The organism is Parabacteroides sp. PF5-9 (assembly GCF_029893105.1).
Lineage (GTDB): Bacteria > Bacteroidota > Bacteroidia > Bacteroidales > Tannerellaceae > JARXWG01.
The window spans coordinates 1-23,763 of the sequence record NZ_JARXWG010000028.1 but is presented as its reverse complement, the minus strand read 5'-3'; the positions used below and the strand labels follow the sequence as shown (position 1 = coordinate 23,763).

At 34.1% G+C, this 23,763-nt stretch carries 25 protein-coding genes; 24 read left to right on the top strand and 1 reads right to left on the bottom strand.

From position 1 onward, the window contains the following. Nucleotide 1 precedes the first annotated feature (1 nt). The 23 genes from M2135_RS13715 (at nt 2) to M2135_RS13605 (ending at nt 17,398) form a co-directional block, all read left to right on the top strand. Nucleotides 2-289 (top strand): DUF4133 domain-containing protein, encoded by a 288-nt coding sequence (locus M2135_RS13715; protein ID WP_280749090.1) that lies wholly within the window; start codon nt 2-4, stop codon nt 287-289. Further along, the gene (locus tag M2135_RS13710; protein WP_280749089.1) at nt 279-3,023 is read left to right on the top strand and encodes a TraG family conjugative transposon ATPase; all 2,745 of its coding nucleotides are present in this window, start codon (nt 279-281) and stop codon (nt 3,021-3,023) included. The genes M2135_RS13715 and M2135_RS13710 overlap by 11 nt, the downstream gene beginning before the upstream one ends. After that, the gene (locus tag M2135_RS13705; protein WP_280749088.1) at nt 3,020-3,700 is read left to right on the top strand and encodes a plasmid transfer protein; all 681 of its coding nucleotides are present in this window, start codon (nt 3,020-3,022) and stop codon (nt 3,698-3,700) included. Before M2135_RS13710 ends, M2135_RS13705 begins: the two co-directional genes overlap by 4 nt. Further along, nucleotides 3,697-4,368 carry a plasmid transfer protein gene (locus tag M2135_RS13700; RefSeq protein WP_280749087.1) on the top strand — a complete coding sequence of 224 codons (672 nt, stop codon included), beginning with the start codon at nt 3,697-3,699 and terminating at the stop codon, nt 4,366-4,368. The genes M2135_RS13705 and M2135_RS13700 overlap by 4 nt, the downstream gene beginning before the upstream one ends. Then, entirely contained in the window at nt 4,365-5,000 is a 636-nt protein-coding gene (locus M2135_RS13695) for a DUF5045 domain-containing protein (protein WP_280749086.1), read from the top strand. The genes M2135_RS13700 and M2135_RS13695 overlap by 4 nt, the downstream gene beginning before the upstream one ends. Next, nucleotides 4,993-6,042 (top strand): plasmid transfer protein, encoded by a 1,050-nt coding sequence (locus tag M2135_RS13690; RefSeq protein ID WP_280749085.1) that lies wholly within the window; start codon nt 4,993-4,995, stop codon nt 6,040-6,042. The genes M2135_RS13695 and M2135_RS13690 overlap by 8 nt, the downstream gene beginning before the upstream one ends. A gap of 5 nt (nt 6,043-6,047) precedes the next feature. Continuing rightward, nucleotides 6,048-6,668 (top strand): conjugative transposon protein TraK, encoded by a 621-nt coding sequence (traK, locus tag M2135_RS13685; protein ID WP_280749084.1) that lies wholly within the window; start codon nt 6,048-6,050, stop codon nt 6,666-6,668. Further along, the gene (locus M2135_RS13680) at nt 6,631-6,978 is read left to right on the top strand and encodes a hypothetical protein (protein ID WP_280749083.1); all 348 of its coding nucleotides are present in this window, start codon (nt 6,631-6,633) and stop codon (nt 6,976-6,978) included. The genes traK and M2135_RS13680 overlap by 38 nt, the downstream gene beginning before the upstream one ends. Further along, complete coding sequence (gene traM, locus M2135_RS13675) at nt 6,975-8,165, top strand: conjugative transposon protein TraM (RefSeq protein ID WP_280749082.1); 1,191 nt, start codon at nt 6,975-6,977, stop codon at nt 8,163-8,165. Before M2135_RS13680 ends, traM begins: the two co-directional genes overlap by 4 nt. 16 nt (nt 8,166-8,181) lie before the next feature. Further along, on the top strand, nt 8,182-9,024 hold the full coding sequence (gene traN, locus M2135_RS13670) for a conjugative transposon protein TraN (protein ID WP_280749081.1): 843 nt from the start codon (nt 8,182-8,184) through the stop codon (nt 9,022-9,024). 1 nt (nt 9,025) lies between these two features. Continuing rightward, entirely contained in the window at nt 9,026-9,562 is a 537-nt protein-coding gene (locus M2135_RS13665) for a hypothetical protein (RefSeq protein ID WP_280749080.1), read from the top strand. 18 nt (nt 9,563-9,580) lie between these two features. Continuing rightward, nucleotides 9,581-9,991, top strand: a complete 411-nt coding sequence (locus M2135_RS13660) for a hypothetical protein (RefSeq protein WP_280749079.1) — start codon at nt 9,581-9,583, stop codon at nt 9,989-9,991. Between the two features lie 240 nt (nt 9,992-10,231). After that, complete coding sequence (locus M2135_RS13655) at nt 10,232-12,214, top strand: type IV secretory system conjugative DNA transfer family protein (RefSeq protein ID WP_280749078.1); 1,983 nt, start codon at nt 10,232-10,234, stop codon at nt 12,212-12,214. A 9-nt stretch (nt 12,215-12,223) separates the two neighbouring features. Beyond that, nucleotides 12,224-12,586 carry a helix-turn-helix transcriptional regulator gene (locus M2135_RS13650; protein WP_280749077.1) on the top strand — a complete coding sequence of 121 codons (363 nt, stop codon included), beginning with the start codon at nt 12,224-12,226 and terminating at the stop codon, nt 12,584-12,586. 94 nt (nt 12,587-12,680) lie between these two features. Then, the gene (locus M2135_RS13645) at nt 12,681-12,926 is read left to right on the top strand and encodes a toxin-antitoxin system protein (RefSeq protein ID WP_280749076.1); all 246 of its coding nucleotides are present in this window, start codon (nt 12,681-12,683) and stop codon (nt 12,924-12,926) included. After that, entirely contained in the window at nt 12,923-13,192 is a 270-nt protein-coding gene (locus M2135_RS13640; protein ID WP_280749075.1) for a type II toxin-antitoxin system YafQ family toxin, read from the top strand. The genes M2135_RS13645 and M2135_RS13640 overlap by 4 nt, the downstream gene beginning before the upstream one ends. A 304-nt stretch (nt 13,193-13,496) precedes the next feature. After that, nucleotides 13,497-13,862 (top strand): hypothetical protein, encoded by a 366-nt coding sequence (locus M2135_RS13635; protein ID WP_280749074.1) that lies wholly within the window; start codon nt 13,497-13,499, stop codon nt 13,860-13,862. Continuing rightward, a complete protein-coding gene (locus M2135_RS13630) occupies nt 13,859-14,836 on the top strand; it encodes a DNA-directed RNA polymerase subunit alpha C-terminal domain-containing protein (protein WP_280749073.1) in 978 nt (325 codons plus the stop codon). Before M2135_RS13635 ends, M2135_RS13630 begins: the two co-directional genes overlap by 4 nt. Next, nucleotides 14,833-15,159, top strand: coding sequence for a hypothetical protein (locus M2135_RS13625; protein WP_280749072.1), 327 nt, complete (start codon nt 14,833-14,835; stop codon nt 15,157-15,159). Before M2135_RS13630 ends, M2135_RS13625 begins: the two co-directional genes overlap by 4 nt. A 319-nt stretch (nt 15,160-15,478) precedes the next feature. Beyond that, nucleotides 15,479-16,060: a recombinase family protein gene (locus tag M2135_RS13620; RefSeq protein WP_280749071.1), complete on the top strand. Its 582-nt coding sequence runs from the start codon at nt 15,479-15,481 to the stop codon at nt 16,058-16,060. Between the two features lie 9 nt (nt 16,061-16,069). After that, complete coding sequence (locus M2135_RS13615; RefSeq protein WP_280749070.1) at nt 16,070-16,444, top strand: hypothetical protein; 375 nt, start codon at nt 16,070-16,072, stop codon at nt 16,442-16,444. A gap of 227 nt (nt 16,445-16,671) precedes the next feature. After that, nucleotides 16,672-17,070, top strand: a complete 399-nt coding sequence (locus tag M2135_RS13610) for a DUF1896 family protein (RefSeq protein ID WP_280749069.1) — start codon at nt 16,672-16,674, stop codon at nt 17,068-17,070. Nucleotides 17,071-17,083: 13 nt separating this feature from the next. After that, complete coding sequence (locus tag M2135_RS13605) at nt 17,084-17,398, top strand: Lin1244/Lin1753 domain-containing protein (protein ID WP_280749068.1); 315 nt, start codon at nt 17,084-17,086, stop codon at nt 17,396-17,398. 551 nt (nt 17,399-17,949) lie between these two features. On the opposite strand, the gene M2135_RS13600 is transcribed toward M2135_RS13605, so the two are convergent. Next, on the bottom strand, nt 17,950-18,093 hold the full coding sequence (locus M2135_RS13600; protein ID WP_280749067.1) for a hypothetical protein: 144 nt from the start codon (nt 18,091-18,093) through the stop codon (nt 17,950-17,952). Between the two features lie 142 nt (nt 18,094-18,235). Here M2135_RS13600 and M2135_RS13595 point away from each other — a divergent pair, with 142 nt between their 5' ends. Then, entirely contained in the window at nt 18,236-23,185 is a 4,950-nt protein-coding gene (locus M2135_RS13595; protein WP_280749066.1) for an SNF2-related protein, read from the top strand. Nucleotides 23,186-23,763: the final 578 nt, after the last annotated feature.

Below are 23,763 nucleotides of genomic sequence, written 5' to 3'. Positions count from 1 at the left end.
TATGGCAGATAAAGAATTTCAAATGTACAAGGGGTTGCAAAGACCCCTTGTATTTAGAGGCTTCAAAGGGAAATATATATATTTTGGTTTTGGCAGTATGGTAGGAGGCCTTTTAGCTTGTGTTATTGTTTCCACTACCGTAAATTTTTTAATGGGGGGATTTACCTTGGTTCTTGTTGTGTTCGGTGGCCTTTTTGTTTCTGCAATGTTGCAGAAAGGCGGTATCTACAAAAAAGACAAGAAGGAATGTATTTATATAGTAAAAAATTTGTTTGATAATGGCAAGTAAGAAAAAAGTATTTGAACCACCTTATATAGGCATTGATGAAACAAACGGCTTTTGTTTGTTATATGACAAATTGGGAAACTATTCAGTTGTATTACAAATAGAGAATCCTATTCAACAATATTGTGCTGATAAGGACGAATACTATAATTTTCATTTTGTATTTACAAATATCATAAAAATTTTAGGGGCAGGCTATAGTTTACAGAAGCAGGATATTTTCTGTAACAAGTCTTTTAAAAAAGATACCCGGTCGGCCAGTTTCTTAACAAAATCTTATTTCAACCATTTCAATGGAAGAAACTACGTTGATTTGAAAACTTATTTGATTATTACTTGTGAAGTTAATAAATCTCGTCTGTTTTCATTTGATAAGACAAAGTTTAAAGCCTTTATTACTAATGTAAATAAGGTAATAGATTTTCTCAAAAATAAGGATATAAGTGTACGGGCTCTGAAGAAAAAACAGATTTATAACTATGTTTATAAATATTGTGGCCTATCTTTTTCTTCCGATTCCATTGAGATTGACAATTTCGATTCGGCAAAAGACCATCTAATGATAGGGGATAGATATGTCAAGTGCATATCTCTTGTTGATATAGAATTGGTGGAAGTGCCAAATACTATAAAGCCATTGAAGGAAATAAACATAAATGGGAGTATGTTTCCAGTAGATATTTTCGATTTTATGTTAAAGGTTCCGGAGGCTGATACAGTTGTTTATAACCAAATGATTTTAATACCCAATCAAAGAAGCACTCTAAACAATCTTACTGCAAAAAGAAAGAAACATACAAGTATGCCTGACCCTGATAATGACATGTCAGTTGAAGATATAGATTCTGTTATGGTTGATACTGCAAGAGAGGGGCAAATGTTTGTTTATTCTCATTTCGATATAATTATAGCCGGTAGACAAAATTTGGATAAAGCCTACAATTATGTTGAAAGTTCTCTTTTTGAAAGTAATATTATAGTATCAAAACAGGCTTACAACCAATATGAATTATTTCGTGCTGCTTTTCCTGGAAATACATATGAACTTAAGGATTATGATAAGTTCCTTCTTACTTCTGATGCGGCCGTGTGCCTTTTGTTTAAAGAACGGATGCCAAAAGATGAGATTTCCCAATTCCAAATGAACTTTACTGACCGTAGAGGTGTGCCGATTGCAATTGACCCAAGTGACCTTATGGTCGCTACTGGTAAATGTAATAACAGGAATAAATTTATTCTTGGCCCGAGTGGTTCAGGAAAAAGTTTTACAACCAACCATATGGTAAGAGGGTATATTGAAAATGGTTCTGATGTTGTTATCGTTGATACTGGTAATTCGTATAGTGGTCTGAGTGATTATTATAAGGCAACCTATATAACTTATACAGAGGAAAAACCAATAACTATGAATCCATTCCTTATAAGTAGGAATGAATATAATTTAGAAAAAGTAGATTTTCTGAAAAACCTTATAATACTTCTTTGGAAAGGAGCAGGAGGGGAGGCTTCTCAAGTAGAATTACGGTTTATTACCATAGTTATCAAAGAGTATTATTCTAATTATTTTGCCGGACAAGGCGGTTATGGATTGTCTGAACTTGAAAAAAATCAAATCAGACAAAGAATGATAAACGACTGGGAAGCAGAAGAATTTCATGATGAAGAAACTCCTACCCTTGAAGTTTTAGAGACACAAATTGACGAGTTTATACGTGAACAAGATGAATTACTTAAAAAGCATTACGGAACGTCAATAGTTAAGAAGCTAAGTTTTAATACATTCTTTGAGTTCGCTAAAGAAAGAATACCGGTTATAAGTGCAGAAAAGAAAGTATCATTTGATATAGACCAGTTCTGCTTCTTGCTTGAAAGCTATTATGTTGGAGGGGAGTTTGAGCATACGTTAAATAACCAAATGGAAAAATCACTTTTTGAAGAACAGTTTATTGTCTTTGAAATTGATGCCATAAAAGAACATCCGCAACTGTTTCCAATTGTAACATTAGTTATAATGGATGTATTTCTTCAAAAAATGCGCTTGAAAAAAAATCGTAAGGTTCTTATAATTGAAGAAGCCTGGAAAGCAATTGCTTCTCCATTGATGGCCGGATATATTCTTTACCTATATAAAACTGTTCGTAAATTTTATGGTGAAGCAATAGTTGTTACACAGGAACTCGAAGATATTATTCAAAACGACGTGGTTAAGAAATCTATTATTAATAATTCCGACTGTGTTATTTTACTCGACCAGGCAAAATTCAAAGATAATTATCAAGAAATAGCTGAACTTTTATCCCTTTCTCCTGTCGAACAGAGAAAGATTTTTACCATCAATCAGTTAGATAATAAAAACGGTAGAAGCAAGTTCAAAGAGGGATATATGAGAAGAGGAACACAAGGGGAAATATTTGGGTTTGAAGTAAGTTTAGAGGAATATATGGTTTATACAACAGAACGGAAAGAAAAAGATGCCTTAAATACATTCAAAGCCCAATACCCTGCATATGACAAGACAATAGAAAGGTTTTTAGCTTTATACAGAGAATCAAAATTGTTACTTAATGAATTTTGCGATTTGATTAATAGTGATTTATTTAAGTTTTATGTGTCTCATCAAATATCTGTCAATCAAATTGAAGGTTTTGAGGCTGCTGTCAGAAGAATAGTTTATGATTATACGGATTCAGGTATAAGTTTAATGGAATTTGTTAATAGCAAAAGAAAAGTGTCATGAAAAAAGTTTTCCTTTTGATGTTATTATTAATTCCTTGCGGTATATCTGCACAATGGAGGGTTTGGGATATTGGTGCTATGGAGGCTTTTATGGCACAACACAAAACCCAATATAGCGGTTTCAAATCAATTAAAGAGAATGAAGGAGCGCTTTATGCCATAAATATACAGATAGAAAATAGGCTTGAACAGTTAAGGGAAATAGAAGAAAAGGGATATAAAGCACTCAAAAGCGTGGAACTCATTCTGAGTAATGCGAAAGATTTAATATATATAACCGAAGTCTCAGAAGATGTAATTACCTATCAAAGAAAAATGCTACAGTTAGCTTTTGAAGACCCACGTCTGACTTTGATAGCTGCTCAAACCGAACTTGAATTAATTAAACGAACTACAAAGCTATTTGAGTATTTGGTAGTAGCAACAACAGGTACGGACATTAATCTCATGAACAATAAGTTTAGAACTGATTTGATAAAGTATATACTCAGTGAATTAAAAGTAATGAGAGGTTTGGCTTTTTCTGTTTGGAGACAATTGCGTTCTGCTATCCGGTTTGGTGTTGCAAAAAGTATTGGAAACATAAATTGGGATAAATTTAATTATGTAGAAAGCCAAGAAACAGAAACAATAGTAGAAGAAATTCTTAACAACTATAAAACAGGAATACAAAGATGAAACGAACATTTATCCTTATTGTTACTCTGTTTTGCTCCTGTCATTGTTTTAGTCAGTTTTACTATGTAGTAATGGACTTAAAGGGGATAGAAGCGGTAGTAAGTAATCATGGGGTACAAGCAGGGTATTTAAAATCCATCGAAAGAGATTATGCCGGTATCAGGGATTACAATAAGCTTATCTCCGAAAAAGTGGCTCAGGTATATTTGTCCAGGAATAAATTGTTTGATTCTCTTATGGACGTAGAAGCTTTAAGGAGTAACGGAAGAGATGTTATGAGAATTAATAGTCTTTGCCAGGATGTTGTGAAGTACCAACAGGAAATGGTAGATATAGCTTCTGCTGACCCCGAATTATTGATGGTTGCTGTTAAGACTGAGTTGGAGTTAATAAATATGACTCTTAATCTGATGGATAATGTTATGACGGCCACAACTGGAAGTGAAAACAATCTTTTAGATAAGGCACAGAGAATGGACTTATTACGTGGTGTAATAAGAGATTTAAGAGGTATGAAAACTTTAGCTTTTTCTGTATGCCGTCAAATGCGGACAGCCAGGAGAGATGGAATACTAAAAACTCTCGCACCCGGTGTATTTGGCTATCCAGTGGATAACGGCCAAATTACACAAGATGTATTAGATAATTATAAAGGAATAAGACGATGAGACGAGTACTAACTTTTTTGATTTTTGGATTGCTTATTACAGTCCATATTCAAGGACAAGGTTTCATGATGACCGAGGATGTCAATAGAAACCATCAAATTAAATCTATGGTATGGCAACAATGGAAACTTCGCCCACGTTGGTATTACACCTTTTTGCACAATAGCTATAAAGGAACTGATAGGCGTACTTCCTTTCAATTATCTCCGACTGTAGCTTCAACTACATTGTCAGAGAAAAAATGGGAAGAATCACATGATTCTGAAAGTATCATGTATGAACAAGAAATGAAGAAACTGGCCGACCGTACCATTGATACCGAATACCTGTTGAAAAAGGAAGATTTGGATTTTCTTAAAAGTGAAGCGCAGAAGAATATTATAAAAATGTGTGAGTATGCGGATAGTGAAATAACAGATACCTTTTATGATGAATACGACCGCATAGATAAAAATATAGAGATTATAAAAGACTCACATATGGAAAATGCAAAAAGGCGGAAAGCATATCAGAAGCTTGAAGACGATTTGCGCAAACTTATATCTTCAACTCATTCTGTGAATGTTATATATGCCAATTCACAGAAGGAAATAAGCAGACCGGCAAATTTAGAAACTTTCTATTATGAATGAACTATTTGACAGACAGATTTTAAACCTATTCAATGGTTTATGGAATAAGACAATGCAAGATATGGGGGTTTTCGTTTTAGATGCCCAGGCCTTAGCATGTATCTTCATGTTGCTTTATTTTGCTATTAAAGCGTACCCTATGATGACTGGGGATAAGAAATTAGAAATTATGCCTTTATTGCGACCTTTTGCTTTGACATTAGTAATCGTTTTTTGGGGTGGAGTTACTTCTAATGGAACAAAAGTAGACGGGGTAGTGACTATTATAAATTACCCTTTTAATGTAATTACCAACACAGCAAGAGGTAATTTTTACGATAAACTCGATAAAGTTGATAACCTTAGTCGTAAACGTTATGCAATGATTGATAGTGTGGCGATTAAACTTACAGAAACATCTTTAGAAATTGAAAGAGCCGAAGATGAAAACAGGAATATTTCAGATAAAATACTTTCCTGGATTGGAATAGATTTAGAAGCGGTTGGGAAAAAAATTGCCGGTGTTTGGTTGTTAGTTCAATCAAAGCTTAAATTTTTACTCGTCCAACTGATAGAAAGGACAGTTATAATCTTCTTCCAGTTTTGCGTTTATGTGGTTTTTTTCCTTCAAATTGTTTTTGCATCCGTCATGGTTATACTCGGGCCGCTGGCTTTTGCTATGAGCGTTCTACCCGCCTTTCGAGATGCTTGGATACACTGGGTAAGTAGGTATATAAGTGTATGTTTATATTCAGCAATCGGATATATTATTTTAGGTGTAGCTTGTGCTATGCTTGAATGGGGATTGGAAAAGGAAATAATGGTATTAGAAAAAGTACTCGGAAATGAAGCGTTCTTTATGATGTATGTCGGCTTTAGTTCCGGAGATGTAGCAATTTTTACAGTAACAGCTTTAGTAGGAGGTTTTGCTATGCTTACAACACCAGTTGTTTCTACATGGATTGTTCAAACGTCAGGAGTTAACCAGGCAGTAGCTACTATGGTCGGTGCAGCAGCCATGACTGTCGGAAAAGTTGGAGGTGCAGCAGCTAAAAAAGGATAAATATTATGTTGATAGAAAAATTAGAAAATAAGATTAAGCTTGCATTAACTGTCTCAGTAGGCAGTTTCTTAACAAGTATAGTAATTATTGGCTTTGCATTGTTCTTTACATTCAAACTGATAATAAACGAACGAAAACATGTATATGTGTTAGATGCCGGGGTTCCAATCTTAGTGCAAAGAACTAACGTAGAAGAAAATGCTGAAGTTGAAGCAAAATCACACGTTTCATTGTTTCATTCTCTGTTTTTCACTTTACCTCCGGATGATGAATACATAAACGAAAATATGAGAAAAGCTATGTATTTGATTGATGAAAGCGGTCTTAAGCAATATAATAATCTTAAAGAGCAAGGTTATTACCGTTCAATACTGGCCAACTCAATGCTTTGTAATATTAAGACGGATTCCGTTCTACTTGATATTTCTAATGAGGCAACGCAATTTACGTTCTATGGGACGCAAAGGATTGAAAGAGCAACTTCCATTCTAAAACGAAAAGTTGTAACAACGGGATTTCTTCGGTCAGTAAACCGGTCAGATAATAACCCGCATGGTTTAATAATTACTAATTGGAAAACATTACTCAATGAAGATATTGACATTACTCCAAAGAAAATTTTCTGAAGCAGTTGCAACAAGACCAAAAGTGGTTATAAAGGTCATGTTTTGCTTTTTGATGCTTTGTACTGGTATTGTAATATATAGAACTGTAAATATTCATAAAAACGGATATACAAGCACTCCTGTTGAGTTAGAACCTTCTTTATATGATGTGCCAACTGAAATTAAGTCGAGAAATAGTATTGCTTCAGATATTGTAGATATAATTGAACTGACAAACATCAAGAGAGAACTTGACAATTTTGCGGAAGGAACAATAGACTCATTGAGATTAGAAGAAATTAATAATCAACTTGATATGAAACGAAAATGAAAACAGCAATAGACATAAAAAAACCGAAGTACATTTTACCGTTGCTCGGTTTGCCGTTCATACTTATGATTTATTATTTTGTTTACAGCGAATTTGGAGGTACAAATACGGTTGAATCTTCTTTACAAGTTACTGAAGAATTAAATCCTAATTTACCTGAACCGGATTTAGCAAGGACAAAGGAGTTAGATAAATTCGGTGCATACCAGGATGAGTTTAAGAAACAAAAGGATTATTCAGGGATTCAAGGTTTTGATGTAAAAGATGATGATTTACACGTTGAAAGCCTTTATACCGATGAAGAACTTGAAGCCATTGCTAAGCAACATCAAGAAACGGCAGAGAAAGCAAACCATGTAAAAGAAATGCAACGGAGGTTTTTTGAGAGGAATGGGCAGAGAGAGGATGATGAAAGCTTAGAAGGCTCATATGGAAACAATGGAAGAAGTAATTTATCTCAGAATAACAGACAACCTCGAGGACAACAATTACAGGATATTCAGGATTATGATGCCTTACTACGCCAAATTGAAGTAATGGATTCTTTGAAAAATGTTTTGGAAGGAAAAATACCATCTGAAAAAAACCAAAAAGGAGAAGATTCTAAAAAGATTGCGGAAGAAGAAGATGAAGAAGAAATTTTAGAAGCAACTAAAGCTACTTCTGCTACTGCAAAACATTTTAATACCATTACTTCGGACAAAGGCTCTTCGTTTATCACAGCGATATTAGACGAGGTACAAACAGTAGTTGATGGGAGCCGTATAAGAGTAAGGTTATTAGATGATATTTATATAGGTGAGATTCTTTTTAAAAAAGGCTCTTATTTGTATGGCCTTGTTTCAGGATTTACTTCGCAAAGAGTAATGGTTGATATAAACTCAATTAAACATGGGCAAGGTATAATTAAAACAAAGCTTACTATATATGATGATGATGGTATCAAAGGCCTTTATGTTCCCAATTCGGACTTTAGGGAGATTTTGAAAGGGGCAGGAGGACAATTAGCTAATCAACAAATCTCTATAAGTAACAATTCAAATGATTTCGAGCAATTTGCTTATGGGGCTTTACAGGATATATATCGCTCGACAACTCAAGCTGTTTCGAGGAAAATCAAGCAAAATAAAGCAAAACTCAAATATAATACTGTCGTGTACCTTATAAATGAGAAAGATGATAAATAATTTAACTAACAATATTATGGATAAAGGATTAGTGTTTATTTTGTTAGCTGTTTTTATTTCCGCTAACACCTATGCTCAAAATTACAATAGTGATTATGACATTAACGTAAATAATAAAGTTTCAACACATATAACTTGTGGAGAAGATATTCAATATGTAGATATCTCAACTGATTTATTAGTTGGTGATATTCCAGTTTCTAACATATTGCGCTTAAAACCGGTAATAGCAGATTCAGTAGTTAACACTTTAGTACCTGGTACACAACTGGCAATTATAACTATTGTTACGGAAAGATATAAACGGCAGATTGTGGCCAAATGGACGGCAGATGCAACGCTTGCTACCTCTGATGTTAATTTACCAACTTCTGATATGCAAAGTTATTTGAACCCCATGATAACAATGCCAAAGAATGAGATATATGCATATGGTTGGAGAATCTGGAATTGCGGGAAAAAATTCTATGATGTTTCAAGGGAAGCTTACAAATTAAGAATCACATTGAACAGTATTTTTACAGTTGGAGATTATTTCTTCATTGACTTAGGTGTAACAAACCGAACTAAGATAAAGTACGATATTGACCAAATACGGTTCAAAATAGAAGATAAAAAACAAACAAAAGCTACAAACTTCCAACAGATTGAAGTTCAACCCGAGTATATTTTGGTTAATCAAAAATCGTTTTTGAAGAATTACAGAAATATTTATGTGTTTAAGAAATTCACTTTTCCGGATGAAAAGGTCTTTACTGTGGAAATTGCAGAAAATCAAATCTCGGGCAGAACTGTTATTCTAAGAGTTGATTATGCAGACGTTCTAAATGCTGACAGTACTAATAAAGACATATTTTGATATGAAAAAGCTATCAATTATTTTTGTGTGTCTGCTAATGGCAACAACGATTATGGCAGGAGATGGCGACACATATTTTTCTTTCTCCGGAGGTGCATTATACAAAAATGCTATTACAGCAGAATTTACATTTGAGAAGCACTTAAAATATCATAGTGCATGGGAGGTTGGTCTTGATTATTATAATCAAATTTTTAACAGAGATGTTTACCCACCGATATTAGGAGAATCGGGAGAAGTGACTAACGATAATGCAGGAAAGGAAATAAACCGGTATTCAATACTTTTCCAAGGAGCATATAAAAAAGTTCTTATCCGAGGCAAAAACTATAATATCAGAGGTCGGCTTGCAGCAGGAATTGGAGTTAATGACCGTGAACGGTTTACATGCTCTATTACACCTGGTTTCGAGTATAGTTATACATTCCCTAACGGTGTGCAATTTTTTGTTCTTCAAAAGAATCAATTTAGTTTTTGGGCTTCTAATAAATCTTGGTTTAGAGTCGGAGGGACAATGGGTATAAAAATTCCATTTTAACACTATAAAAATTAAGTCATGAAAAAGTTAAACATTTTATTGTTAGTTTTTGCGAGTTTCTGTTTATTTTCCTGTGGTGATGATGATAAAGAAATTCTTGGAGATAAAGAGTATAAGGTAAAGTATGAAGCATCAATAGATAAACCGGACTTATATGATGTGAAGGTTGTCTATACTGTTGGAAATGCTACTTCGGCAGATGATAAGAAGAACATCAAAGAGGAAACAGTCTCTTCGCCTTTCTCCTATGAAATAACCTTAAAATCCGGAACGTATCTTTCGCTTTCCGTTTATCCTGTTTATAAAGGTGAAGGAGTTGATAAACGAGTAGGTAAAGCTACCGGTAGCATCACGGTAGACGGAAGAAAAGAAGTTGAGAAATCTGATAATACATTGGTCACTTTAGGACTTGTATTAGGTGTTCAATAATATTTTAGCGGGTTCACTATTTTGAATCCGCTAAAAAAATTTCTTTTCCTGATAGCAAAAATTTCATCCGGACGAACTTCAGGAAGTAGAATGTGATAGCAAAATTTCGTCCGGGGCAGCTCGGCCAGGAACATTTTTGATAGCATTTATTACCGCTCGAGCGAAGTTGCCGGAAGAATTTAGATAGCAAATTCAGTTATACTTATATTCTAATCATAACATACATAATTTAATAGTAAAATGGAAGAATCAAAAGAGTTACAAAAAATGTATGGTTTTTTTCAAGCGTTAGTTTACTTCCTGATAGTTTTAGAAATCTTAGCGTTTGTACCCCTTCCGCTTTTACCCAAACAGTTTGGCGTTTTTTTAGAGAGATTATATAAAATCCCAATGTACCAAAATATTTTCTATGTAAAGCTTGGTACGCTCACCGCCATGATAATAACATGTGTTGGTACTAAAGCAAAAAAGGATTTAGACCTTGACCCAGTAAAGCATATAGTTATGCCAATATTTATAGGGTTTATGCTGTTTTTTGGCTCTGCATTTTTGAATATGTCTAAGAGTGTGGCAAATATTTCGGGAATAATACGAATAGTAGATGTATTCTATATAATTGGAACGTTGATAGGGGCTATTATGATGCACATAGGACTTGATAATATTTCAAAGCAAATAAAATCGGGGCTGATGAAAGACCGGTTCAATATAGATAATGAAAGCTTTGAACAGACTACAAAGTGTATCAATACCAAATATTCTGTAAATATTCCTATGAAATTTTACTTCAATAAAAGATGGAATAAGGGTTGGATTAATATTGTTAATCCTTTCAGAGGACTGCTTTTAATTGGAACACCAGGGAGTGGTAAAACCTACTCAGTAATAAATTCCTACATACGTCAGCTGTCAATGAAGGGCTTTGCTCTTGTTGTTTATGATTATAAATTTCCTGACCTTGCCAAACTGACCTATCATTATTTCAAAAAAGCCGTCAATAGTGGCGTTTTCCCTTCTAATGCAAAATTCCATATTATAGATTTTAATAAAATCGAATTTTCTAAGCGAATTAACCCGCTTAAAACAGAATATATTAAAAGTTTGGCTGATGCATTAGAGACAGCAGAAGCACTTGTTGAATCATTAAAAAAAGGCAATTCTGAAAGCGGCGGAGGTGCAGAGGTTTTCTTTGACCAATCTGCTATAAACTTCCTTGCTGCATGTATATATTTCTTTTCCAAACATGAGGGTGGTATGTATAGTGATTTACCTCATATACTTGCTTTCATGAATAGAAGCTACGAAGAAATATTTACGGTTCTATATACAAACAGGGAACTACATTCTCTACTATCGCCTTTTCAAAGTGCTTTTGAAAAGAAGGCCTGGGACCAGTTGGAAGGCCAGATAGGTACGTTAAAAATTCAAACATCCCGTTTAGCAACAAAAGAATCTTTTTGGGTATTTACAGAAGACCCGAAAAAGCAACCAATAAATTTAAAAGTTAGTGATAGCGAAGAACCGGCTTACTTAATAATTGCTAATAACCCTGATACGCAGAATATGAACTCTGCTTTGAATGCTCTTATCTTAAATCGTCTTGTAAGACTTATTAATTCAAAAGGTAATTTGCCATCGGCAATAATCATAGACGAGTTGCCAACCATTTTTTTCCATAAACTCGCTAACCTGATGGCTACCGCAAGAAGTAATAAAGTTGCTGTCGCATTAGGTTTACAAGAATTGCCACAACTAAGGGTTGCTTATGGTAAAAATGGGGCAGATGAAATTTGCTCTATCTGTGGTAATATTCTTTCAGGTTCGGCAAGGCAAAAAGAAACCCTCGATTGGCTTGAAAAACTTTTTGGGAAAGTTAAACAAGTTAAGCAGAATATATCTATAGACCGGAATCGTACTACCGTTTCCATGAATGAAAACATGGACTTGTTAATTCCTGGTTCAAAAATTGCTAATCTTCAAACAGGGCAGCTTGTTGGTCAGGTTGCTAAAGATTTTGATACAGACGATAGTAATTTTGTATCAACCGCGTACCATTGTGAAACAACGCTCGATGTGAAAAATATAGAAAAAGAAGAAAATACTTTCAGTGATTGCAAAAAAATATATAACTTTGGTACCACAGGAAAGAAGGAAGAAATATTGCTATCAAACTATGACCGAGTTACAGACGAGGTTGAGAATATGATTGCAGAGATTTTGTAATTACAATACATGGATGTTTTTACATTTGGGGAACGCCTCAAAAAGGTACGAATGTACTTAGGTCTTACCCAGGAACAGCTTGCGAATAAACTTACTGAAGAAGAGCAAATCAAATTAGCGCATGCGCAAAATGCGATTTCTCGGTTAGAAACTGGCAAAGGTGGGGATGTAGGGTTTTTAATGAACCTTTTAAATTTCTATTCAAAATTTATATACATAGATTCTTTGTTTATAAATGATTTTGAAATTGTCGGCAAGGAAAGCAATACCTTAAAGTCAGGTTATATAGGTGGAATCGCAAAAGCTAAAATAGAAATGATGAAGAACATGCTGGATATTCATATTAAAGAGATTATAGATATTTTAGAATAGCGTCAAAGGGAGGGGATATAAAAATTTCCCTTTTTTTTTGCTTATGTGTTACAAATGCGATACATTTGTATTATATAATAATATTTTGTATCACATGGAAAGAATTGTAGAAAGAAAACAAACATCGTTCAGGCTCCGAACAGACTTGCTTGAACGCTTACAGGTTGTAGCGAAGAATGAAAACAGAAGTCTTAATAACTTTGTAGAAAGTGCGCTAATGGATATTATCTATCGTAAACCTAATGCAACGACCTTGGAGGCTATGAAAGAAGCTGAAAGCGGTAAAGAACTTGATACTCTTCCTTTGAATAACTTCAAAGATTATGTAGAAGGATTATGAAACAGCTAAAGCAAACAAGCCAGTTTAAGAAAGACCTGAAACGAATACAAAACAATCCTAAGAAAATTGCCAGTTTACAAACCGTACTGGCCTTATTACAGAAATGCGGTTCTCTTCCGCAGGAATATAGGCCTCATTTCTTAATTGGCGAATACAGGGGCTATATGGAGTGTCATGTAGAAAACGATTTACTTCTTATTTGGTTTGATGAAGAGGAAGATATAATAAAGTTGATTAGATTAGGAAGCCATTCGGAACTCTTCTAATATCTTCCCTATATATATTTTGCTATCTCACTATTTCCGGTTCTGCCGGCCATCGGCTTCCTGAAGATAAGAATGTGATAGCAAAATTTCGTCCGGGGCAGCTCGGCCAGGAACATTTTTGATAGCATTTTTTTACGCTCGAGCGGATATCCTGGTTTAACACTGATAGCAAAGGCAAATATAACCCGAGTTTAGTTAAACGTTCGTTTTTTTAAACTTTGAAAATTGTTGAAAAAAACTTGAAATTACGGTTTAAAAAACCAGTTTATTTTATTATATTTGTACAGACACTAAAAACAACGATATGGTAAAGGATATAAATGATAAAGAATTAACAACAGAACATATAGAATTAGAAGTAACCGATATTCATACAGATTGCATCTATAATCTGAATATGGCACTTGGTAACCATAATATCATAAATATAGAGTTTTGTTATTATAATCATTCTTCTGTAGGTCAGTCACCCTTTTTAACATTTTCTGTCGTTTGCTTAGAGAATACGTTCTTTACACCAGTAGGGTTTCAAATTAGTCAAGTATTATTTGAGCATAAAATTGTGCACCTGGCTACTGACCAAGCAATAGGTTCTTTATCTTCAAAAGGAAAAGAAAAAATTCGAGAAACTTTAGGGAAAGAATTTTATTTAACACTTTTACAGTCATGAAAAACTTGTATTTGATTCTTATTTTATTTCTAATCTCCACTTATTCATTATCTGCACAAGGTAAACATATATCGTTTGATAAAAATGGCGATATACTGGACGATAACTCTGTAAAGGTTGATACAGTACTCCTTATTAACCAGGAGAAAGGGATGATTAGTGATACTGTATTTGTTGTAACCATTGAAAACAACACTTCATTTTTTGTAAGTAAGACAGGAAGTACCCGCTATTCGTTTTTCCCATACATGAACGCTGTCGCAAGAAAAACAGATTCAGAAGAAGTAAGAAGCGTGATTTTATTTGATAAAAATATTTTTATATTTTTAGGAATAATAATTTTGGTATTATTAGTTTTTCAGTTCACACAGAATAGAATCTATTTGAAAAAACTTCATAATATGGCTCTTAAATACAACGAAATAGGAGAACCATTAATATCTTTAGGTTTAAAGGTGAATAAGATAGAAGAAAATATAAATAAGTATATTTTGCCGAGTTTCGTCGGTGAAAGTACTCTCCCTAATAATGCAGAGTTTTGTGCTGATAGTATCAGTTTTATTGAGAGAAAGGTCGGTTATATCTCTCAAAAAGCAGATAATATAGAAAATTTGATAAAGACAAATAATCAGGATGTTTCCGCATTTTCTGAAAATGAAGAGTTGACAGATGAAGAAAAAGAAAGCTTAAATACATTACTATCAGAACTGGGGGATATTCCATTACGTGTTTTGAATGGACTCAAGGAGGTAAATGTACATACCGTCTTAGATTTATTGCAATTTATTTTAGGGCAGAAACGCAAAATCTATCTTGTTATTCGGAATTTTGGAAAAAAATCTATCTATCAGTTAGAAGAAGTTTTAATAGAGAAAGGTTTTATAAACAAGTTTGATAACGATGATTTGAATAGTATATACAAATCAAAGTATTACTCCTTTGTAAAACAATCAAATAAAACAAACAAATTATGAAAGTTGAGTTGCTTATTACTCATGATTGGTTCAGGGATAGTATAAATGTTATGCTTGACTGGGATTTGTCTCATTTTCCACTGCCTCGTATCGGAGAAAGAATTCATCCTTCCATTTGGATAGATTCTTTGGATTATGTTTTGTGTGAAAAAGATTTGTCCAGTGATGCGTTAGAATCTTACAATGGGCAAAGAAAGATAATCCCAAATCTTAGCTATGAAGATTGGATATATGATATTTGTCATGACTTTGACCTGGTGTCCTCTATTAGTTACAAAAGAGGTGTAAACAAGCAAATATATGTATCTATAATTCTTGAATAATAACTAAATACAAAGTTCTTATATATAAAAAAAGCTGTTTATGTACTTTAATTAATTAATACTTACGAATATGAGAAATCTAATTAGTTTAATTTTAATGATAATAATTGTTATCATTTCTTCTGTATCTTTTGGTTATTCCTGGGGAATAGGAAAACTAAGTAAGGTAGATGCTTATGTATTCTTTGGTTTAATAGGTCTTGTGCTTATAGTCGGTTTTTTTATTGCGCTATACAGACGCAGAAAGGAACTCAAAACGGAGAATAATGAGTGATAATCTGAGTTTTAAATTACTATCATTCTGTTTTCTTGTAAAAAAATGGTAATCGGATATGCAAGAGTAAGCACGCACGAACAGGAACTTTCTTTACAATTGGATGCTTTAAATAAATTCGGTGTAGATAAGATATATACTGAAAAAGCATCCGGAGGAAAGAAAAGACCTATTCTCGAATCACTACTTAGTGAGTTAGTTGAAGGAGATACGCTTGTGATTTGGAAACTTGATAGACTTGGACGAGTTGCTTCCGAACTTATGGTTTTGCATACTGATTTAGCAAATAGAGGAATCAACCTGGTAAGTTTAACAGAAGATTTTAACACTTCTACACCTGTGGGAAAATTTGTAGTGAATATCTTTTGCTGTATTAATGAAATGGAGAGAAACATCTTAATAGAAAGAACTAATGCAGGATTAGAATCAGCGAGGAAGAAAGGAAAAGTAGGAGGAAGGAAAAAAGGATTGACTAATGAAGCAAAGAAAAAAGCCAAGTTAGCAGCAGCACTTTATAGTGAATACTTACGGAACCCAACATCGAGCATTAATGAATTGTGTGAAATAGTTGGTGTTTCTAAAGCTACATTTTACAAGTATTTGAGATTGGAAGGGGTATTTAAATAATTAATAATCATGAAAGTAGCGATTTTTTTAAATTTTGATATTGATAAAAGACAACTTATACGGGAAATAGAAAAAGATAGTTGTCCCCATATAATTGAATGGAATTATCCAGTACTCCCATCAACCGGTGACTATATTTGCCAACCGGCACGGTTTTTAAGTCCCAAAATGACTGAGGATTTTAAAAGACTAAAAGTTAAGGACATATTCAATTTAAGTGATGTCCCTTTAGATATGATGGATATGGAAGCCCGCGAAGAGAATTTATATGATTTTTATAATTATGCTAACGGTGACAGATTCCAAGTATCATCAATTGAATGGCTCTATGACCCTGATTATGGCGGGGACTATCCTTTAATTAACATAGATTCTCCCATGTAAAAAAATGAGTATAAACTTATAAAAGCTAACATTATGAACATTACATTTTTATTAATCGGATTCGGTGTAGTTTTAGTAATAGTTTTCGGAGTGTGGATTTGGAAAAGTATAACTAAAATATTGGAAAACAAGAAGAAAGTAAATACTTCAGTGTATTTTCTATTATTTGCATTTTTTGTTTCGAGCGCAATTTTAGGTGGTGGTTTATTTTCTTTAATTTATTAATTATGGAAGGACTTGACAAAGCAAATGTTTTTCAACAGGAAATATATTCATACTTAAAGGATTATTTTCCTAATCTCTTTGAAGATATAGACGAAGTGAATGAAATCATTGTTACCCGCGCCAAGGCCGCTAAAGCTGCTTTTGAAAAAGCGGATAATGAGGGATACAGCACTTTAGAAGCATTGGAGAAGGCGAATGAAGCACTTCATCAAGGATTTGAGTTTTCGCCTATCGCTTACATCAAAACCTTTTACGAAGAAGTGAAAGACGAAATAATTGATAACGACGAAGCTTGTAAAATCCTTAAAAAGGCAGGCGACCTTTTTTGGCGGTATGGAGCAGATTTTGAAGGGACTGAGGAAGAATATGAGTTACGCAATGAATTAATGGCTTTTATTTAAAAAATAAAGGAATATGGAGAATTTCAGAAATAATATATGCTTCCCTCATGATAGCAATGCAAATAATGACCCAAAGTGTATGTTATTAGTAGACCAATGGGGACTTGAAGGTTATGGAATATTTTGGGTTTTAATGGAAGTTTTAGGTAATCAGCCTGATTTTAAGTACCCATTAAAATTAGTTCCGTCTTTAGCAAGAAAATACAATACCACAGAGACAAAAATATTAACGGTAATCAAGAAATATGATTTATTTAAAATTGATGAAAATGGTTTTTTCTATTCCGAGAGTCTAAACCGGCATATGCAACAGAAAATAGAGTACTGAAAAAATGATAATTATTTCGCTTTGATAATTGTGTCCGAAATTATCGGTTTTTTTAGGACAAAATCAGGAGACGTTATTATATTTTGTTTTTCCAAAGTCACAGAAGCATAGAAAGTCAGAGTTCTATGCTTCTGCTTTTATAGAAAGGTTTCATATCGAATATACACGCATCAGATTTAATGCCATGTTTTTATCCACCAAAAATGAATTCCCAGTTTGAATGCATGCATCATCTATGATACCACTTACACGTATCCTCATAGCTTTAGACTTTGAACATTGAAAAATGTCCATTATCCCTCTTACTCCTTTATAAGAATAACTTGGAGATTCGTTCTCGACTTTAAGAACTTCTCTCAATTCTATAGTTAGGACTTTTACCAATTCTCCTACTGTGCAGTCAACGACTCTTTTCTGATATAATTCTTCGTGGTTCATATTTTACTATTTTAAAAATATTACAACTGCAAAAGAATATAAAAAAATTTTCAATTCCAATAAGCGAAAGGCGAATAAAGGCGTTTTTTTGATTATTCGCCTTTATTTTTGTATTAGTGCTCTTTAGTTTTATTTACCTGGCCTTGTTCTTTTCTTTTTTTGATGAAAGCACTTATCTGTAATTCCTCTTCTTTTGTCAATGGGCGGTTAGGTTCGCCTATGGTATCGACTTCTAATTCTTTAATTCTTGGTTTCATCCGGATATACTTAAAATATGATACACTTACATATCTAAATTATTGAAAATAGGTAAATCTACTCATAAAGACCGTATGTTCTATTGATATATTGTATATTTTTAGGACATTTTTCATATATCAATAAAATTGGACACAAGAAATGACACAAACAGAAAAGCTAACACTTAATATAGCTGCAATACAAATTGCTCTACAATTAAACAAAACGAACCAAAAAGCTAATCAGAGTCAGATTGATGCCCTTAAAGGATATTCGGGTTTTGGTAGTCTGAAATGTGTACTTCTGAATCCTGATGCCCCTTCACAATTTCCGCAGAGCGAACAACATCTTATACCCCTTGTCAGAGAACTACACAATACCATAAGAGAGAACAGCCGGAGCGAACAAGAATATACGAAATACTTTGATTCTTTGAAGACAAGCGTTCTTACTTCTTTTTATACAGACAATGAATTAATTAGCGCACTTTCTAATTCATTCACCAGGAACAACTTATCTTTTGATAATGTTTTAGACCCTTCGGCCGGCCTGGGGGCTTTCCTTTCCATAAAAGGAAACAATTACACGGCCATCGAAAAAGACCTGCTTACAGGTCAGATATTAAAAGCTATTCATCCTGATAAAAATATAAGAATTTCCGGCTTTGAAAATGTTCCTTCAAATTATAACCAATCTTACAATCTTGTAACATCTAATATCCCATTTGGAGATTTTAGAGTTTTTGACCCTCAAATATCAAATAGTAAGGTTTTAGAGAGACGAAATTCTACCCATGCAATTCATAACTACTTTTTTGAAAAAGGCCTGGATACGCTTAAAGAAGGTGGAATACTTGCTTTTATTACATCTACCGGTGTTATGGATGCACAGGCGAATGAAAATTTCAGAAAACACCTTGTTGGTCGATCAGACCTTCTTTCTGCTATCCGGTTACCTCAAAATACTTTTGATAATGCAGGAACAAAAGTACAATCAGACCTCATTGTCTTACAAAAACATACGTCAAAAAGAAAACTGTCTGAAGCAGAACAAAGGTTTATTAAATCAGCGTCTTCAGAGATTTTAGAAAACTATAATTACAATACTTATTATCATAACTCAAACAGGATAGTACATACCAGTCAATCAACCGGAACAGATTTATATGGAAAACCGGCAATTAACTACATACATGAAGGAGGTATAAAGGGTATTGCTAAAGATGTTGAGTCAATGTTAGTATCTGATATCCGATTAAATCTGAATAGAAAACTTTTTAACTCACAAAACGAAGCTATCAAAAAGGCTGCTCCTTTACAATTGTCATTATTTGAAGAATTTGAAGGTCATTATAATAAAGCAGCAAAAGTATCAACCCCCAAAAAAGAAACTAAATTTGAATATGATAACCCCTATTTTAATTCAGAAGGAAGTTTCCAATATAAAGACGGAGTTATAGGGGTTGCTGAAGATAATAAAATTGCTAAAATAGTAGAATTTGATAGAGAGAAGTCAGAACTCATTACAAAATTCGTAGATTTAAGAGACAGCTATTATGCACTAAAGAACTATGAAAATAACGTTCGGGAAGAATCCCCTGCATTAAGAGCCGACCTGAATAAGAAGTATGACGATTTCAGAACTACTCTATCCCCTTTGTCACATTATGCAGAGTTCTTCAAAAACGAACCGTCATTTGTCGAACTCAAAGGCCTTGAAATAAACATAAACGGAAAAATCGAAAAAGCCGATATTTTTAGAGAACCAGTAGCTTTTTCAAGAGATAAGGGACATTTGACAGCTCAGGAGGCCTTATCGGTTTGTCTCAATAACTTTAATAGAGTTGATTTAGATTTTATAAGTCAAAGAGCGGGTATAACTGAATTTGAAGCCATACAGAAATTAGAAGGTCTGATATTTAAAAATCCTATTACCTACCAATTTGAAACAGCCGACAATTTTCTATCAGGTAACGTTATTAACAAATTAGAAAGCGCTTATATTGAGTATCAAAAGAACCCGCAGGACGCTCAAATTTTCAAATCGGTTGAAGCACTTAGAAATGCTGTTCCCGATAAAGTTTCTCTTGAAGATATAGACGTGAATTTAGGGGAAAGGTGGGTTCCTGAGCAATACTATTCAGCTTTCGCTTCACATATATTTGAAAAAGATTCTAAAGTAAAATATGATGGTGTGCTTGATAATTTTGATATTTCAGGAAGCTTTTCTTTCAAAGCATCCGAAAAATATACTGTCCGGTCTGTAAACCGTACATATTACCCTCTCGATATCTTACGGTTCTCTATGATTGACAACGTTCCGGAAATGACCAAAAAAGTAGGATATGGGAATGATGTTAAAACCGTTCCTGATTCAGAAGGCATACAAAAAATGAATGCTTCTGTTTCTCTTATGCAGAAAGAGTTTAAAGACTGGATAACAACGCTACCTGAAAAGAATAAAGAATATCTTGAAAACTTATATAACCGTAAATTTAACTGTTATGTAAAACCTAACTATGATGGAAGCTTTCAAACCTTTCCAGGCTTAGATAAAAAGGCTCTCAATATTCAAGACTTATACGGCAGCCAAAAAAACGCTGTTCTTATGATTAAGAACCAGGGAGGTGGTATTATCGACCATGAAGTGGGCGGTGGTAAAACTCTTATAATGTGTTGTGCGGCAGCCGAAATGAAAAGACTTGGTTTGGCCAACAAACCTTGTATCCTGGGATTAAAAGCAAATATTAAACAAATTGCTGATACTTTCACAAAGGCCTATCCGGATGCAAAGATTCTGTATGCAACAGAAAAAGAATTTGTTAAGGAAAATAGGGAAGATTTCTTTAATAAGATTCAGAATAATAACTGGGATTGTGTGATAATGACGCATGACCAGTTTAAGGCTATACCTCAATCATATGACATACAAAGACAAATAATTGGAGAAGAACTTGATAAAGTTGAAGAAGCTTTGCGCAGCTTAAAATCTGACGACCAAGGCAATTTTAAGCTTATGGAGAAAGGCCTAATAAAACAGAAAGAGAATCTTCAGGCCAAATTGCAAAATGTCATGTTTAAGATTAACGAAAAACGTGATAATGTTGTAGACTTTAAAACGATGGGAATTGACCATTTGCTAATTGATGAATCGCATAAATTCAAAAATCTGCAATTCCAAACCCGTCACCAACGAGTTGCCGGGTTAGGTAATGTTTCCGGAGCGGAAAAATCATTGAATATGCTTTTTGCTATCCGTACCATACAAGAAAAAAGAGGAAAAGACTTAGGAGCAACTTTTCTTTCAGGTACTCCCATAAGTAACTCCCTTACGGAACTATACAGTATTTTTAATTATTTGCGACCTGATGCCCTGAAACAACAGGGTATATTTTGTTTCGATGCCTGGGCAAGTGTATATACGCTCAAAAGCAAAGACTTTGAGTTTAATGTTACCAATGACATCGTACAAAAAGAAAGGCTTCGAAAATTCGTTAAAGTGCCTGAACTTGCAATGTTCTATGGCCAAATAACTGATTATAAAACCGCAGAAGATATTGGGGTAGACAGACCCAGTAAAAATGAAATCCTGGTTGCTATCCAGCAAACGGAACAACAACGGGATATGTTTGAAAGACTAAAGGTGTTTGCTCAGACCGCAGACGGAACAGTTATCTATCGTGGCCCTCTCTCCGAATCGGAAGAAAAAGCTAAAATGCTTATTGCTACCAATACAGCAAAAAAAGCCTCCCTTGATATGAGACTAATTTCTGACCGGTTTACGGATGAACCAGGAAATAAAACAAGCGTAGTCGCTGATAAAATTGTGGATTATTATAAAAAATATGATGAACACAAGGGTACTCAATTCGTCTTTTCCGACTTAGGGACATATAAACCAGGGGCAGGATTTAATATTTATACAGACCTTAAAAACAAACTTATTGAAAGAGGAATACCAGCAAACGAAATTCAATTTATACAGAACTTCAAAACAGATAAAAAACGAACTGCACTCTTTGATGATATGAATAACGGCAAAGTGAGAGTATTGTTAGGGAGTACGGAAATGCTCGGCACGGGAGTAAACGCACAGAAAAGGTGCGTAGCAATACATCATTTTGATATTCCCTGGACTCCGAAAGATTTTGACCAACGTAATGGGCGGGGAGTACGTGCCGGTAATGAAGTGGCTAAAAACTTTGCAGATAATAAAGTAGACGTTTTAATTTATGCCACTAAAGAAACGCTTGATACTTATAAATTTAATCTAAATGCAAATAAAGCCCTTTTTATCTCACAGATAAAAAACAATTCGATATCCGTCCGGTCGATTGACGAGGGAGGAATGGATAAACACTCTGGTATGTCCTTTTCCGAATATATCGCTGTTCTTTCAGGAAATCCAACTCTGTTGGAAAAAGCTAAACTTGAAAAACAAATTTCCCAACTCAAAGCAGAAGAAGGAATTTACCTTAAACAAATACGAGACAAAGACTATAAGATAGACTACTTCGGGACGCAAAAAGAAAGTAATACAAAAATATTAGAGAGACTGAACAAAGATTTAGAAGATTTTAAAAGGTTGCCCCGTAACGAGAATGGAGAAGTAATACATAAAGTACAAATTGGAGATAAGGTTCTAACTGACGAAAAAGCGATTGGAGAAGCATTGTATAAAGCTTTTAAACAAGACAATAGAGATACGGTAAACTATCAAAAAATCGGTAAGATAGGAACGTTTGATTTAATGATTTTGGGAGAGCGGGCGATTTTGGAAAATGGAACAGAAAGATTTAAGAACAAATTAATAGTAGGTGGAGAGTTAAAGTACTCATATAACAACGGAGACGTAGCTTCAACGCCTAAATTAGCAGCAGCATATCCGGAAAAAGCATTGCAAAGGATTGAAGGGCTGATAAGTCAATACGAGGAAAAAAACAGAGTAATTGATTCGAATGTAAAGACTTTGAAAGAGTTGGATTTGAAGTTTCTCAATAAAGACAAATTAGAAGAGGCAGAGTTGAAACTTGAAAATATCAATAAGGAATTAAATAAGTCATTAGTGCAGAAAAACGATATAGTGGAAGGGATAGGGAGAAAATTTTAGGGCGTTACCGGTAAACCGGTCGGGCTTTACATTTCAAGTCCTCATTCGTTGCGCCCTGGCGGTCGGGACTTCATTGTGGGCTTTACATTGCAATCCCTAACGCAAACTGCAATCACATTTCTTCCGGAACTTCCGGCCATCGGCTTCCTGAAGCTAAGAATGTGATAGCAGATTTTGAAGCTCGAGCGAGAGCGCCGGTGAATTTGTGATAGCAAAAAACGAATCAGGATGTTCTTCAGGAAACAAATAATGATAGCAAATTTAATTCCCGGATTAACCGGCCAGGAACATTTTTGATAGCAAAACCACCCCGCAGGCCTGGCACAAAATACCTAACTATGCTATCACTCCCCTACTCTAACTCAATAACCCCCTTCGGGGAATATTCTAAGGGGATAAAAATCAACCTCTCTAAAAAAAAGAGGATTTTTTTACAAAGTCTCCAAATACTTTTACCCAGTCAGGTTTCCGTTTTACCCGTTCTTATGAGAAAGAAAAAATATTATTTGCTTATTTTGGAAAAAAACATCGACCATGAGTTCTATTGATTCCATAGTTTTATCGTTATCTTCGATGAT

Excerpts from the sequence above, each read along its gene's own strand:
- M2135_RS13710 (WP_280749089.1), top strand. The coding sequence starts at position 279 with ATGGCAAGTAAGAAAAAAGTATTTGAACCACCTTATATAGGCATTGAT.
- M2135_RS13595 (WP_280749066.1), top strand. The coding sequence starts at position 18,236 with ATGACACAAACAGAAAAGCTAACACTTAATATAGCTGCAATACAAATT.
- M2135_RS13635 (WP_280749074.1), top strand. The coding sequence starts at position 13,497 with ATGGTAAAGGATATAAATGATAAAGAATTAACAACAGAACATATAGAA.
- M2135_RS13625 (WP_280749072.1), top strand. The coding sequence starts at position 14,833 with ATGAAAGTTGAGTTGCTTATTACTCATGATTGGTTCAGGGATAGTATA.
- M2135_RS13700 (WP_280749087.1), top strand. The coding sequence starts at position 3,697 with ATGAAACGAACATTTATCCTTATTGTTACTCTGTTTTGCTCCTGTCAT.
- M2135_RS13665 (WP_280749080.1), top strand. The coding sequence starts at position 9,026 with ATGAAAAAGCTATCAATTATTTTTGTGTGTCTGCTAATGGCAACAACG.
- M2135_RS13655 (WP_280749078.1), top strand. The coding sequence starts at position 10,232 with ATGGAAGAATCAAAAGAGTTACAAAAAATGTATGGTTTTTTTCAAGCG.
- M2135_RS13610 (WP_280749069.1), top strand. The coding sequence starts at position 16,672 with ATGGAAGGACTTGACAAAGCAAATGTTTTTCAACAGGAAATATATTCA.
- M2135_RS13615 (WP_280749070.1), top strand. The coding sequence starts at position 16,070 with ATGAAAGTAGCGATTTTTTTAAATTTTGATATTGATAAAAGACAACTT.
- M2135_RS13695 (WP_280749086.1), top strand. The coding sequence starts at position 4,365 with ATGAGACGAGTACTAACTTTTTTGATTTTTGGATTGCTTATTACAGTC.
- traM (WP_280749082.1), top strand. The coding sequence starts at position 6,975 with ATGAAAACAGCAATAGACATAAAAAAACCGAAGTACATTTTACCGTTG.
- M2135_RS13705 (WP_280749088.1), top strand. The coding sequence starts at position 3,020 with ATGAAAAAAGTTTTCCTTTTGATGTTATTATTAATTCCTTGCGGTATA.
- M2135_RS13630 (WP_280749073.1), top strand. The coding sequence starts at position 13,859 with ATGAAAAACTTGTATTTGATTCTTATTTTATTTCTAATCTCCACTTAT.
- M2135_RS13680 (WP_280749083.1), top strand. The coding sequence starts at position 6,631 with ATGAAGATATTGACATTACTCCAAAGAAAATTTTCTGAAGCAGTTGCA.
- M2135_RS13640 (WP_280749075.1), top strand. The coding sequence starts at position 12,923 with ATGAAACAGCTAAAGCAAACAAGCCAGTTTAAGAAAGACCTGAAACGA.
- traN (WP_280749081.1), top strand. The coding sequence starts at position 8,182 with ATGGATAAAGGATTAGTGTTTATTTTGTTAGCTGTTTTTATTTCCGCT.
- M2135_RS13690 (WP_280749085.1), top strand. The coding sequence starts at position 4,993 with ATGAATGAACTATTTGACAGACAGATTTTAAACCTATTCAATGGTTTA.
- M2135_RS13715 (WP_280749090.1), top strand. The coding sequence starts at position 2 with ATGGCAGATAAAGAATTTCAAATGTACAAGGGGTTGCAAAGACCCCTT.
- M2135_RS13650 (WP_280749077.1), top strand. The coding sequence starts at position 12,224 with ATGGATGTTTTTACATTTGGGGAACGCCTCAAAAAGGTACGAATGTAC.
- M2135_RS13660 (WP_280749079.1), top strand. The coding sequence starts at position 9,581 with ATGAAAAAGTTAAACATTTTATTGTTAGTTTTTGCGAGTTTCTGTTTA.
- M2135_RS13645 (WP_280749076.1), top strand. The coding sequence starts at position 12,681 with ATGGAAAGAATTGTAGAAAGAAAACAAACATCGTTCAGGCTCCGAACA.
- M2135_RS13605 (WP_280749068.1), top strand. The coding sequence starts at position 17,084 with ATGGAGAATTTCAGAAATAATATATGCTTCCCTCATGATAGCAATGCA.
- M2135_RS13620 (WP_280749071.1), top strand. The coding sequence starts at position 15,479 with ATGGTAATCGGATATGCAAGAGTAAGCACGCACGAACAGGAACTTTCT.
- M2135_RS13600 (WP_280749067.1), bottom strand. The coding sequence starts at position 18,093 with ATGAAACCAAGAATTAAAGAATTAGAAGTCGATACCATAGGCGAACCT.
- traK (WP_280749084.1), top strand. The coding sequence starts at position 6,048 with ATGTTGATAGAAAAATTAGAAAATAAGATTAAGCTTGCATTAACTGTC.